General features: G+C 72.7%; 12 protein-coding genes. 8 read left to right on the forward strand and 4 right to left on the reverse strand.

The window, feature by feature from the left end; translation table 11 throughout:
• Positions 1–14: 14 nt before the first annotated feature.
• From ACFYP4_RS21005 to ACFYP4_RS21025, 5 genes are all read left to right on the forward strand, one after another.
• Entirely contained in the window at positions 15–998 is a 984-nt protein-coding gene (locus ACFYP4_RS21005; protein ID WP_388787003.1) for an aldo/keto reductase, read from the forward strand.
• Between the two features lie 275 nt (positions 999–1,273).
• Positions 1,274–1,468 carry a putative ATP-grasp-modified RiPP gene (gene tgmA, locus ACFYP4_RS21010; protein WP_358853153.1) on the forward strand — a complete coding sequence of 65 codons (195 nt, stop codon included), beginning with the start codon at positions 1,274–1,276 and terminating at the stop codon, positions 1,466–1,468.
• 13 nt (positions 1,469–1,481) lie between these two features.
• A complete protein-coding gene (tgmB, locus tag ACFYP4_RS21015) occupies positions 1,482–2,432 on the forward strand; it encodes an ATP-grasp ribosomal peptide maturase (protein WP_358853152.1) in 951 nt (316 codons plus the stop codon).
• A 175-nt stretch (positions 2,433–2,607) separates the two neighbouring features.
• Positions 2,608–3,015 (forward strand): YciI family protein, encoded by a 408-nt coding sequence (locus ACFYP4_RS21020; protein WP_358853179.1) that lies wholly within the window; start codon positions 2,608–2,610, stop codon positions 3,013–3,015.
• Positions 3,012–4,157: a DUF6596 domain-containing protein gene (locus ACFYP4_RS21025; RefSeq protein ID WP_358853151.1), complete on the forward strand. Its 1,146-nt coding sequence runs from the start codon at positions 3,012–3,014 to the stop codon at positions 4,155–4,157. Before ACFYP4_RS21020 ends, ACFYP4_RS21025 begins: the two co-directional genes overlap by 4 nt.
• 59 nt (positions 4,158–4,216) lie before the next feature.
• Here ACFYP4_RS21025 and ACFYP4_RS21030 read toward each other — a convergent pair whose 3' ends face one another.
• On the reverse strand, positions 4,217–5,845 hold the full coding sequence (locus ACFYP4_RS21030; RefSeq protein WP_388787008.1) for a serine/threonine protein kinase: 1,629 nt from the start codon (positions 5,843–5,845) through the stop codon (positions 4,217–4,219).
• Positions 5,846–6,188: 343 nt separating this feature from the next.
• Positions 6,189–7,160 carry an LLM class F420-dependent oxidoreductase gene (locus ACFYP4_RS21035; protein ID WP_388787011.1) on the reverse strand — a complete coding sequence of 324 codons (972 nt, stop codon included), beginning with the start codon at positions 7,158–7,160 and terminating at the stop codon, positions 6,189–6,191.
• 293 nt (positions 7,161–7,453) lie between these two features.
• Between ACFYP4_RS21035 and ACFYP4_RS21040 the strand changes: the two genes are divergently transcribed.
• Positions 7,454–8,935, forward strand: a complete 1,482-nt coding sequence (locus tag ACFYP4_RS21040; RefSeq protein ID WP_388787014.1) for a serine hydrolase domain-containing protein — start codon at positions 7,454–7,456, stop codon at positions 8,933–8,935.
• Positions 8,936–9,161: 226 nt separating this feature from the next.
• Here ACFYP4_RS21040 and ACFYP4_RS21045 read toward each other — a convergent pair whose 3' ends face one another.
• Together ACFYP4_RS21045 and ACFYP4_RS21050 are read right to left on the reverse strand one after the other, a co-directional pair.
• Positions 9,162–9,974, reverse strand: a complete 813-nt coding sequence (locus ACFYP4_RS21045) for an SAM-dependent methyltransferase (protein ID WP_388787017.1) — start codon at positions 9,972–9,974, stop codon at positions 9,162–9,164.
• A 169-nt stretch (positions 9,975–10,143) separates the two neighbouring features.
• On the reverse strand, positions 10,144–10,680 hold the full coding sequence (locus ACFYP4_RS21050; protein WP_358853146.1) for an NUDIX hydrolase family protein: 537 nt from the start codon (positions 10,678–10,680) through the stop codon (positions 10,144–10,146).
• A 177-nt stretch (positions 10,681–10,857) separates the two neighbouring features.
• On the opposite strand from ACFYP4_RS21050, the gene ACFYP4_RS21055 reads away from it, so the two are divergent.
• The gene (locus tag ACFYP4_RS21055; RefSeq protein WP_358853145.1) at positions 10,858–11,352 is read left to right on the forward strand and encodes a VOC family protein; all 495 of its coding nucleotides are present in this window, start codon (positions 10,858–10,860) and stop codon (positions 11,350–11,352) included.
• Between the two features lie 198 nt (positions 11,353–11,550).
• Positions 11,551–12,750 (forward strand): serine hydrolase domain-containing protein, encoded by a 1,200-nt coding sequence (locus ACFYP4_RS21060; RefSeq protein ID WP_388787021.1) that lies wholly within the window; start codon positions 11,551–11,553, stop codon positions 12,748–12,750.
• The last annotated feature ends 14 nt before the right edge of the window (positions 12,751–12,764 follow it).

Raw genomic sequence — 12,764 nt, forward strand, 5'->3', positions numbered from 1 at the left:
GTCAGACTGACGCCATGAACGAGCGCGAATTCGGCAGGTCAGGACAGCATGCATCGGTCATCGGCCTCGGCACGTGGCAGCTGGGCGCGGACTGGGGCGACGTGAACGACCAGGACGCCCTTGCCGTGCTGGAGGCGGCGGCGGAGTCGGGGGTGACGTTCTTCGACACGGCCGACGTGTACGGCGACGGGCGCAGCGAGCAGACGATCGCCACGTTCCTGCGCGGCCGGCCGGATCTGCATGTGCTGGTCGCGACCAAGATGGGCCGCCGTGTCGACCAGATCCCGGAGAACTACGTCCTCGACAACTTCCGTGCCTGGAACGACCGGTCCCGCCGCAACCTCGGCGTCGACCGCATCGACCTGGTGCAGCTGCACTGCCCCCCGACCCCCGTCTACTCCTCCGACGAGGTGTTCGACGCCCTCGACACCCTGGTCGCGGAGGAGCGGATCGCCGCGTACGGGGTGAGCGTCGAGACGTGCGACGAGGCGCTGACGGCCATCGCCCGCCCGAACGTGGCGAGCGTCCAGATCATCCTCAACCCCTTCCGCATGAAGCCGCTCCGGGAGGTCCTCCCGGCGGCGGCCGAGGCGGGCGTCGGCATCATCGCCCGGGTCCCGCTGGCCTCCGGGCTGCTGTCGGGCAAGTACACGAAGGACACCGTCTTCGGTGCGAACGACCACCGGACGTTCAACCGGCACGGTGAGGCGTTCGACCAGGGCGAGACCTTCTCGGGCGTCGACTTCGCCACCGGGGTGGAGGCGGCGGCCGAGTTCTCCGCGCTCGCCCCGGAGGGCTTCACCCCGGCCCAGCTGGCGCTGCGCTGGATCGTGCAGCAGCCCGGCGTGACCACGGTGATCCCGGGCGCCCGCTCGCCCGAGCAGGCCCGCGCCAACGCGGCCGCCGCGAGGATGCCGGAGCTGCCCGCCGAGACCCTCGACGCGATCGAGGACCTCTACACCCGCAGGATCAAGGAGCAGGTGGAGGGCCGCTGGTAGCGGCCGACGCGACTGCCGTGGGACCGGCCGGCCGCCACGGTGACTGCGGCGGCTCCGTGCGGACACTCTTCGTGTTCTCATGGAGCCGCACCTCCCGGACGGGAACTCTCCCCGTCCGCCGCGGCGTTGACGGTGCGAAGGACGCCGCGTCGCACGCATCCCGGATCCGCGATGTGACGGCCTTCACGCCCATGTGTCGGAAAGTGATGAATTCCTTACAGGGGAGACACGTACCGGTGTGCGTAGAGGCATCGTCAGACCGCGGGAGGTTCTTCGTGCGACCGTTCACGCTCGACTACGCCCTGACCACAGGGCAACCGGCGGCCGCTCTGCCTCCGTACCATTTCGACGCGTCGCTCCAGCTGAACGTGCTGCCGGACGGCCGCCCGGCGGTGAGTGACCGGGCGCTCCTCCTGGCCGCGGGCACCACGACCTCCACGGCCGGTTCCCAGACGCACTTCGACGACTGACGGACCGCCGCGGATGACCGTTCTGGTCCTCACCGCCGAGCAGGACGTCACCGCCGACATGGTGGTGGCCGAACTGAACGCGCGCGGTGTCCCGGTGGTGCGGCTCGACCCCGCCGACGTCCCCGACAAGGCCGTCCTGTCCGCCGACTACGCCCACGGCGACTTCGAGGGCCACCTCTCCGTGAACGGGCATGTGCTCAGCATGACGGGCCTGCGCTCCGTCTGGGTACGGCGGCCGGGCGAACCGGCCGCCCACGCGGCGCACGCCTCGCCGTGGCTCACCGCCGAGACCCGGCAGGCCCTGTTCGGCATGCTGTACTCGGCCGTCACCCGCTGGATGAACCACCCGAGCAGCGCCGAGCAGGCCCGGCACAAGCCCTGGCAGCTGCGGGTCGCGCACCTCAGCGGCTTCGCCGTGCCGCCGACGGTCGTCACCACCGCCCCCCGGGTGGCGCAGCAGTTCGTGGCGGAGTACCGGCAGGTGGTCGTGAAGTCGGCCTCGGGCCCGCCGCCCGGCGACCCCACCGTGTCCCTGCCGACCACGCTCGTCGGACCCGACGCGGACTTCACCGGCGTCGCCGCCGGCCCCGCGCTGCTCCAGCGGTACGTGCCCAAGCGGGCCGACATCCGGCTGACCTGCGTCGGAACCCGCCTTTTCGCCGCCCGGAAGACCGCCGCCCCCGGACAGATCGACGGGCGCTACGGCGACACCGGCCACACCTGGGAGACCGCGGCCGTGCCCGACCGCGTCGCCCGGTCGGTCCAGGAGTACCTGGCGTTCACCGGACTCGCCTACGCCGCCTTCGACTTCGCCGAGGACGCCGAGGGGCTCTGGTGGTTCCTGGAGTGCAACCAGGGCGGACAGTTCGGCTTCGTCGAACTGGAGACCGGGCAGCCCATCGCCGAGGCGGTCGCCCGGTGGCTGGCCCACCGAAGACCGGGCCGGGACACCCGGCCGGCCTGAGCGGCGCCGGAGGTCACTCCAGGTGGAGTGACCCGGGGCCGTCCTCCGGCCTCTCCCGGGGCCTTTCTCAGGATCCGTGAGAAAAATGTGCGGTGGGATGTCGAGAACCCGAGCCCGGCTTCGTCCCCTGAGTGAACGCGGCCACCAGGGGCCGCACCGCACCGAGGAGAACATGATGGCCAAGTACCTGCTGCTCAAGCACTACCGGGGCGCGCCGGCACCGGTCAACGACGTGCCGATGGACCAGTGGGAGCCGGCGGAGGTGTCGGCCCACGTGCAGTACATGCGTGACTTCGCCGCCCGCCTCGAAGGCACCGGCGAGTTCGTCGACAGCCAGGCGCTCTCCCCGGAGGGCACGTTCGTCCGCTACGACGGGGAGGGACGGCCCCCGGTCACCGACGGCCCGTTCGCGGAGACCAAGGACCTGATCGCCGGCTGGATGGTGATCGACGTCGAGACCTACGAGCGCGCGATCCAGCTGGCCGGCGAACTGTCCGCCGCTCCCGGCGCCGGCGGGAAGCCGATCCACGAGTGGCTCGAGGTGCGTCCCTTCTACGCCGAGCACTGCAGGGCCACCGAGTGAACGAGTCGCTGCTCCGGGAGCTCGTCCCCGCGGTGATCGGTGTTCTCGTCCGTCGCGGGGCCGACTTCGCGGCGGCCGAGGACGCCGTGCAGGAAGCCCTGGTCGAGGCCGTGCGGGGGTGGCCCGACGACCCGCCGCGGGACCCCGGGGGCTGGCTGGTCACGGTGGCCTGGCGCAAGTTCCTCGACGCCGCCCGCGCCGACACCTCCCGCCGGCACCGGGAGGTACGCGTGGAGAGCGAGCCGGCGCCGGGCCCGGGCGAGGCGGTGGACGACACGCTCCGGCTGTACTTCCTGTGCGCGCATCCGTCCCTGTCCCCGGCCTCGGCGGTCGCGCTCACGCTCCGCGCGGTCGGCGGTCTGACCACGCGGCAGATCGCGCGGGCCTACCTCGTGCCGGAGGCGACCATGGCCCAGCGGATCAGCAGGGCCAAGCGGACCGTCTCGGGCGTCCGGTTCAGCCGTCCCGGTGACGTCGGCACGGTGCTGCGCGTGCTCTACCTGGTGTTCAACGAGGGCTACTCCGGCGACGTCGACCTCGCGGCCGAGGCGATCAGGCTCAGTCGCCAGGTCGCGGCCGGCACCCGCCACGAGGAGGCGGCCGGACTGCTCGCGCTCATGCTGCTGCACCACGCGCGGCGTCCGGCGCGGACCGGCCACGACGGCAGGCTCGTGCCTCTCGCCGAGCAGGACCGCCGCCTGTGGGACACCCGCATGATCACCGAGGGGGTCGGCATCCTCCAGGCGGCCCTCGCCCGCGACCGCCTGGGCGAGTTCCAGGCCCAGGCGGCCATCGCGGCGCTGCATGCCGACGCGCGGACGGCCGAGGAGACCGACTGGGTGCAGATCGTCGAGTGGTACGACGAACTGGTGCGCCTCACCGACAGCCCGGTGGCACGCCTCAACCGGGCCGTCGCGGTCGGCGAGGCCGACGGCCCGCGGGCCGGCCTGGCCGCCCTGGCGGAGGTCGACTCCGCCCTGCCCCGCCACACCGCCGTCGCGGCATACCTGCACGAACGGGACGGCGACCCCGTGACCGCGGCACGGCTCTACGCCGAGGCGGCCCGTTCGGCGGCCAGTGTCCCCGAGCGCGACCACCTCACCCGGCAGGCGGCACGGCTCCACGCGCGGCTGCGCCGCTGAGCGCCGGCCGGCGGGGGCCAACCCTCCGGACGGGAATGCCCCGGCGGCCGGCGCGCACCTCAGGTACCGGAAGCGCGGAAGGAGCTCAGGAAGACCTCCAGCGCACGCCGGTTCGCGGTGTCGTCCCAGTCGGCGGCCGGGGTCGTCCAGCGGAAGGAGAAGCCCCGCCCGGACCCGATGACGAAGCCGCGCCCGAGGGTGCGCTCACGCACGCCCTCGGAGTCGGAGAGCCACTCCAGATCCGCCGCGTCGTAGCCGCGGTAGTCGACGGCACGGATCTCGCCCACCCGTTCGTAGCGGACGGACGCCCGCTTCAATGACGGCTCCAGTGCGCGCCAGACGTCGACCGGATCCGGCCCGAGCCGCTCGCTGTACGTGATCGCCAGCGTGCGCGGGTCGCCGGGCGCACCGAACGTGACACGGTAGGACACCTCGGAGGAGCCGGTACGGGCGACGGCCTTCCAGCCGGTGGGCAGGGCGATCGAGAACCCTTCGCGCGCCTCGTAGCGCTGGAAACCGGCAGGCGGTTCGTCGCCGCCGGACGAAGCGGAGGGCGAAGGCGACGCGGACGCGGAGGGGGACGCGGACGGGGATGACGGAGACGGTGACCGGGACGCGGGCGGCCGCGAAGCGGGCGGGTTCCCGTCGGCGGGCCCGCCGGCCGTCGGCGGGAACGGCGCGGGGCGCGCCGCGGAGGAACCGCCGTCGGAGCCGCCGCCGGTCAGGGCGAGAGCCGCGAGCGAGACCCCGGCCACGACGAGCGCCACCACCCCCAGCAGCGCCGGCCGGCCGACGCTCCGTCTGCTCCACACCCGGCCCGTCCGCCGGGCGGCGGCGTACGCGTCGCGCAGGCAGGGCAGGGGGGCCGCCTGTTTCGGTTCCCCGGGGTCCTCACGCAGGATGCGGGTGAACGCGGCGCGGACGACCGGCTCCGGCAGGCGCTCCTGGGGGTCTCTGCGGAGCAGCCCCTGGATGGCGGGGCCGAGCGGTCCGGCGCTCAGCGGGGACCGGATGGGCAGCAGGTCGACCGCCCGCAGTGTCGCGTCGACCGGCCCCCGGTCCCGGACGGGCGGCCGCCCCTCCACCATCGTGTAGAGGATCGCCCCGAGAGCCCACAGGTCCGCCGCGGGAGCGGAGCCCTCGCCGCGGGCCTGCTCGGGGGAGGCGTACGACGGGGCTGTGACGCGCCGGGACGACGCGGCTCCCAGCACGCCGAAGCCGGTGACCAGCACCCCGCCGTCGGCGCGGACGAACACCTGCCCGGGGCTGAGGTCGCCGTGCGTGATGCCCTCGCGGTGGGCCGCGGCGAGGACGTCGAGGATCGCCAGGCCCGTCCGGGCCGTCCGCACACAGCTGACCGGACCGTGCCGCGCGAGGTCGTTGAGGGGAGCACCCTCGATCCGGTCCATGACCGTCCACAGCGCGCCGTTCTCCTCGACGACGTCGAAGACGGCGGCCACCCGGCCGGGGCAGGCCAGTTCCATGGTCTCGGACTCGCGCAGGATCCGGGCGGCGGTACGGCGGGCGTCCGTTCCCGGGGCGGGCCGTGACTCCATCAGGGTGACCGGCCGGTGGAGACCGACGTCCTGACCGTGCCAGCCGGTCCGGCCCTCCTCCCGGTGCACGACCTCCTGCGGCCAGTACCGTCCGGCGATCAACTCCTGTGTGGCGGTCTGCCCCTCGGTCATGATCATCCTTCGCTGCGCACCGGTCTCTCGCCTTTCCCGGTTGTACGGCGGGCGCGACCGCGGGTGTTCAACGTGTGCGCGATTTGGGGGCCGGATTTTCTCCCGTCCCGCCCACTTCGAGCACCGGTACGGACGACGGCCGGGATGCGTTGGCCAGTGGGTGACGCCAAGGAGCGATACCGATGCAGGACTCGGCGGAGGCGGTGCCCGCGGCCGGGGAGCGCAGCAGGCGCCGCAGCCGGCCCGCGCCGCGGGTCAGTTGCGGGGCGGGCGGCCGTCGGCGCGGTCGTGCTCGCGCCGACGGCCACGCCGGGTCCCGTACGCATGGGTGGCCTGCCCGCGGTCAGGCGAAGGCGTCACGCAGCGCCGGCAGCAGTGTCTTCTCCGACCAGTCCAGATAGGCGTGCTGGGACTCGCCGCCGATCTGCACGAGCGCGACCTCGGTGAAGCCGGCCTCCGCGTAGGGGCGTACGGCCTCGACGAAGGCCTCCGGGTCGTTCCCGCACGGAATCGACTCGGCGACGTCGTCGGGCGTCACGAACTGGGTCGCCCCGGCGAACGACTTGGGGTGCGGCAGCTCGGAGTTGACCTTCCAGCCGCCGGCGAACCAGCGGAACTGGTCGTGCGCCCGCCGCACGGCCGCGTCCCGGTCGGGGTCGTAGCAGACCGGGAGCTGTCCCACCCGCGGCTTGCCCGCTCCGCCGTGCCGGTCGAAACCGTCGAGCAGCTCCGCCTTGGGTTCCGTGGCGATGACGAGGTCGGCGAACCGGCCCGCCAGCCGGCACGAACGCTCCCCGGAGACGGCGACCCCGATCGGCGGCGCCTGGTCCGGGAGGTCCCAGAGCTTGGCCGACTCGACGTCGAAGTGCGTCCCGCGACGGGTGACATGGCCGCCCTCGAACAGGTCGCGGATGATGCCGAGCGCCTCCTCGAACATCTCGTGCCGCACGTCGACCGACGGCCAGCCGCCGCCCACCACGTGCTCGTTGAGGTTCTCGCCCGAACCGAGCCCCAGCCGGAACCGGCCCTCGGACAGCAGCTGCATCGTCGCCGCCTTCTGCGCCACCACGGCGGGGTGGTAGCGGAAGGTCGGACACGTCACGTACGTCATGAGGGGGATCCGCGAGGTGGCCTGGGCGGCGGCACCGAGCACGCTCCAGGCGTACGGCGCATGGCCCTGCGACTCCAGCCACGGGAAGTAGTGGTCCGAGGTCACCGAGAAGTCGAACCCGACCTGCTCGGCCCGCACCACGTGGTCGACGAGGTCACCGGGGCCGGCTTGCTCCGTCATCATCGTGTATCCGATTTGCACCATGGAAGACGGGTCCCCGATCCGGTGATCCGGAAACAGGGACCGTCCCCCGTACGGATCCGTGCCCCCGCCCGGCCTGCGGATTCCCGGTTCCCGTCCTCGAGGCGCCACTGCACGACCGCGCCCGCAAGCAGAAGCGGAAGCGGAAGCGGAAGCAGGAGGGGAGGGGCTTGCGGCGGCCCGTGGACACCGGGGACGCGTGGCGGAAAGATGGCGCGTGCACGCAGCCGCTGTCCCGCCGACCAGGTCCGCCACCGCTTCCCATCGCCCCTGAGCCGCCTCCGGAGGCCGCCCGCATGAGCGCCCGCCCGCTGTCCGTCAGCAGTCCCGCCGCCCAGGGCGTCGACGCTTCCGGCATCCACGCGTTCCTCGACGCCCTCGACGCCGCGCCCGACATCGAGCCGCACAGCCTGATGATCCTGCGCCACGGTCGTCTCGTGGCCTCCGGCTGGTGGGCGCCCTACGCTCCCGAACGCCCCCACCTCCTCTACTCCCTGAGCAAGAGCTTCACGGCCACGGCCGCCGGACTCGCCGCCGCCGAAGGGCTGTTGGACCTCGACGACCCGGTGATCTCGTACTTCCCCGAATTCGAGGCCGACATCACCGACCCGCGCAGTCGCGCCATGCTGGTCCGGCATGTCGCGTCCATGGCCAGCGGACACCTCGCCGAGACCCATGACGAGGCCTTCCGGCGCGATCGCGCGGAGCCCGTACGCGGCTTTCTGCTCACCCCGCCGGACCGTGACCCCGGCACCGTCTTCGCGTACAACCAGCCGGCCACCTACACCCTCGCCGCGATCGTCCAGCGCGTGACCGGCCAGACGCTGACGGACTATCTGCGCCCCCGTCTGTTCGACCCCCTCGGCATCGGCGAGGTGGCCTGGCTCCAGCGGCCGCCCGGCCGCGACCTCGGCTTCAGCGGACTGCACGCCACGACCGACGCGATCGCCCGCCTGGGCCAGCTGTATCTCCAGGACGGGGTCTGGGAGGGGCGACGGCTGCTCCCGGCGGCGTGGGTCGCCGAGGCGACCCGCGCCCACATCTCCACCTCGGACGGAACCGCGGAAGGCGCGGAGTCGGACTGGCAGCAGGGCTACGGGTTCCAGTTCTGGATGGCCCGGCACGGCTACCGCGGCGACGGCGCGTACGGCCAGTTCTGCCTTGTCCTGCCCGAGTACGACGCGGTCGTCGCGACGACCGCGGCGACCGAGCGGATGCAGGACCTGCTCAACCTGGTCTGGCGGCACCTGCTGCCCGCGTTCGGTCCCTCGCCGCTTCCCGGCGGGGACGACGAGCGCCTCCGTGAGCGGCTCGCCGGGCTGGCCCTGCCGCCGGTCCCGGGACGGGCCGAGCCGCCGGGGCGGGCGGAATCCTGGTCCGGGGCACGCTTCACACCGGCGCCGGACGAGGACGGAACCGCCCGGCCCAGGAGACTGACGAGCGTCGTGGTCGACGGGGACGCGGACGGCTGGACCCTCCGCCTCGACGAGGGCGGCCCGGGTCTCGTCCTGCGGCTCGGCGACGCGGGATGGGCCCTCGGTACGGGACCGGTCCCCACCGCGGTGAGCGGGGGATGGCGCGACCCGGACACCCTGGGCGTGGACGTGCTGTTCCTGGAGACGCCGCACCGGCTGAGCGTCACCTGCGCGCTCGCCACGCGTACGTTCACGGCGCGCTGGCACACGGCACCCCTGCACGGCGGCCCGCTCGGCTCGCTGCGCGCACCGTCCCGGGACAAGGCGACGCCGGCTCCCGGCGCCGCGCCTGCCGCTCGCTGACCCGCGTCCGCGCCGCCCGCCCACCGCTGCTCGCCGACGGGCCCGGCGTCGCGCCGTGCGGCGGCCGGTACGGGCGGGCGCTTACCGGCCGCCGCCGGACGTGAGGACGTGAGCCGAACGCGGAAGCACCGCCCACGGTGAGCATACGTCCGGCCTCCCACCGAGGCCGGACGCCCCTTCGCCGCTACGGGAATCCACCCGCAGGGCGCCAAGTACCTTTCCCGGGTCAGGGCTTGACGGCGACCGCGCCGAACTGCGGCAGTGCCGGGGCCGTGCCGGAGCCGGCGCGCCACTGCGAACACGACACGAGACCCGGGGTGACGAGGTCCAGTCCGTCGACGAAGGAGGCGATCTCCTCGCGGCTGCGGGCGGTGATCGGCGGGGTGGCGTTCTCGTTCCAGAACTTCATCGCCTCGACGTTGCCCTCACCGCCGAGGTCGGCGTCGGTGGTCGGGTGGGTCAGGGCGAGACAACTGCCGGACGGGACGGCCGCCATGATCCGGCGCACGATGTCCCGAGCCGTGTCGGTGTCCAGGACGAAGTTGAGGATGCCCAGCATCATGACGGCGACGGGCCGGCCGAGGTCCAGGGTCGCCGCGGCGCCGCGGACGATGGCGTCCGGGTCGTGGACGTCGGCGTCGATGTAGTCCGTGACGCCCTCGGGGGTGCTGGTCAGCAGGGAGCGGGCGTGGACGAGGACGATGGGGTCGTTGTCGACGTACACGATCCGTGACTCGGGCGCGATCCGCTGGGCGATGTCGTGGGTGTTGTCCAGGGTCGGCAGCCCGGTGCCGATGTCGAGGAACTGCCGCATCCCGAGGTCCGCGGTGAGGAACTCCACGGCGCGGCCGAGGAACTCGCGGTCCGCACGCGCCACTTCGCGGATCACCGGGAACATCGAGGCGACCTGCTCGCCGACCCGCTGGTCGACCTCGTAGTGGTCCTTGCCGCCGATCCAGAAGTTCCACACCCGGGCGTTGTGCGCCACCGAGGTGTTCAGTCTTCCGGAGGCACCTGTCGGGCGCTGCGTCTCGCTCATGTCGTTCCCTTCCTGCGCACCCGCGGGCGTTCGGGGTGCATGCGGCCGCCACGGCGGCCCCTGACCGTCGCCGCCATTGTGCCCCCTTGATCAGGGCGCGGCCGCACGCGGTAACGGCGCATCCCGGCAAGGGGGTTGTGCCGTTGTCCCGCCATCGTCCGCGAAGGGGTCAGGAGAGGCAGCCGACGTGCGCCAGGGCCTGCCTGAGCAGGACTCCGTGCCCGCCCGGCATCTCGTTGAGGACCATCGGCGACGACGCCTCCTGGGGGCTGAACCAGACCAGGTCGAGCGCGTCCTGCCGCGGACGGCAGTCACCGGTCACCGGGACGATGTAGGCCAGCGACACCGCGTGCTGCCGGGGGTCGTGGTACGGCGTGATCCCGTGCGTCGGGAAGTACTCGGCGACGGTGAAGGGCTGCAGCGACGCCGGAACCCTGGGCAGTGCCATCGGGCCCAGGTCCTTCTCCAGGTGGCGCAGGAGCGCGTCCCTGACCCGCTCGTGGTGCAGCACCCGGCCGGAGACGAGGGTACGGCTGACCGTCCCGTCGGGGCCGATGCGCAGCAGCAGGCCGATGCTGGTGACTTCGCCGCTGTCGTCGACGCGCACGGGTACGGCTTCGACGTACAGGATCGGCATGCGCGCGCGGGCCTGGTCCAGTTCGTCGGAAGTCAGCCAGCCGGGCGAGGTCTCGGTCATGTCAGACATTCGTTGATCATACTTTCAGCGTCCCCCGCTTCGCTCGTACGACTCCGAGACGATCGCGGACGCGCCTCGCGGCACGCCGCACAAATGCTCCCCGACCGGACGGCGGAGGTCTAGAGTGGGTCGAAGAATTTGGTTGAATTGCAAACCATATGTAACGGACGACGGAGGAGCCCCCTCATGGAGCCTGTGGACCTGGCCGCGGTCGAGGCGGAACGCGCACGGATCCGGGAGACGTACCTGGTGACGGTGGACCGTCCGGCGAGCTCCGCCCGGGGCGTGCACCACGTGGCGCTCCTCTCCTCGGACGTGGAGCGCACCGTCCGCTTCTACCAGGAGATCCTGGGGTTCCCGCTCACGGAGATGATCGAGAACCGCGACTACAAGGGCTCCACGCACTTCTTCTTCGACCTGGGCAACGGCAACCTGCTGGCCTTCTTCGACTTCCCCGGACTCGACCTCGGGCCGTACGCGGAAGTGCTCGGCGGACTGCACCACCTCGCCATCTCGGTCGACCCCACCACGTGGCGGCGGCTGCGCGAGCGCCTGGTCGCCGCCGGCGTCGACCACCAGGAGGAGAGCGGCACATCGCTCTACTTCCGGGACCCCGACGGCGCCCGGGTCGAGCTGCTGGCCGACCCGCTCGGAGAGATGTACGGCACGACCGTGCTCTGAGGAACGGCCGCCCGGGCAGCAGGGGCCGCGCACCCCCGCGCCCGGGAACCGCGGATCCCGCTCGGCGGTACGCCGCCCCGGCACCGGCCGCGTACCGCTTCGAGGCCCTGTGCTGAGCCGTATGCAGCAGCACGAGGGGCGGGAGGCCGCGGACGCCGATGAGGCTGGAGGGACAGTCCCCTCATCTCAGGAGCCCAGATGCCTCTGCGCCCCATGCCCTCCCGCGGTGTCGTCGTGTCACCGGTTCTGCGGAAGGCCGCCCTCGTCGCCGCGTGCCTGGCTGCGCTGGCCCCCGCCACCGCGAGTGCGGAGGCCGGCGCGCTCCCCGCGGCACCCGACGACCGCACGCTGCAGAGCGAGATCGACGCGTTCGTGCGGAGCGAGGGCGGGCCGCCAGGAGTCATCGCCGTGCTGCGCGACGGCGGGAAGAGCCGTGTCCTGCGGGCCGGGGTCGCCGACGTCCGGACCGGCCGGGAGCCCCGGCCGCACGACCACATGCGCATCGCCAGCGTGGCCAAGGCGTTCAGCGGGGCGGTCGCACTGACCCTGGTCAACAGCGGCGACCTAGCCCTGGACGACACGTTGCGCGAGCGCCTGCCCCGACTGCCGCGCGCCTGGGGATCAGTGACGCTCCGTCAGCTGCTGAACCACACCAGCGGCCTGCCGGACTACACGGAGGCCCCCTCGTTCCGCGACGCGGTGACCGCCGACCCCCGGCGCCACTTCGACTCCCGCCGGCTGCTCGACCACGTGGTGGACCAACCGCTGAACTTCAAGCCCGGCTCGCGGTACCGGTACTCCAACTCCGACAACATCGCCGTGGCCCTGATGGCCGAAGCGGTCACGGGTACGACCTACGAGCGCCTGCTGGCGGAACTCGTGTACCGGCCGCTCGGCCTGCGCGACACCACCCTGCCGCAGGGTTACCGGCTGCCGGAGCCCTACCTGCACGGATACGACGTGAGCGGGCCCGGAGAGCCGGAGGACATCAGCGAGGTCCTCAGCGCCTCCGGCGTGTGGGCCTCGGGCGGCATCGTCTCCACGCCCGCCGACCTGAGCCGCTTCATCCGCGGCTACGCGGGAGGCGAACTGTACGGAGGGAAGGTCGTACGCGAACAGCGCCGGTGGGTGAAGGGTGCCTCCGAACCGGCGGGCCCGGGCCGCAACACCGCGGGACTCGGAATCTTCCGCTACGCGACCCGGTGCGGTGCCGTGCTGGGACACACCGGCAACTTCCCCGGCTACACGCAGCTCGCCGCCGCCACACCGGACGGCCGCCGCTCGCTGACCTTCTCCGTCACGACCCAGATCAACAAGACCCTGGCCCCCGAGCAACTGAAGCGGTTGCGGGCCATCGAGGAGGACTTCGTCTGCGCCGTGCTCAAGAAGGGGCGCTGAGACCCGCGCGAGCG

The organism is Streptomyces sp. NPDC005551, from assembly GCF_042871785.1.
GTDB lineage: Bacteria > Actinomycetota > Actinomycetes > Streptomycetales > Streptomycetaceae > Streptomyces.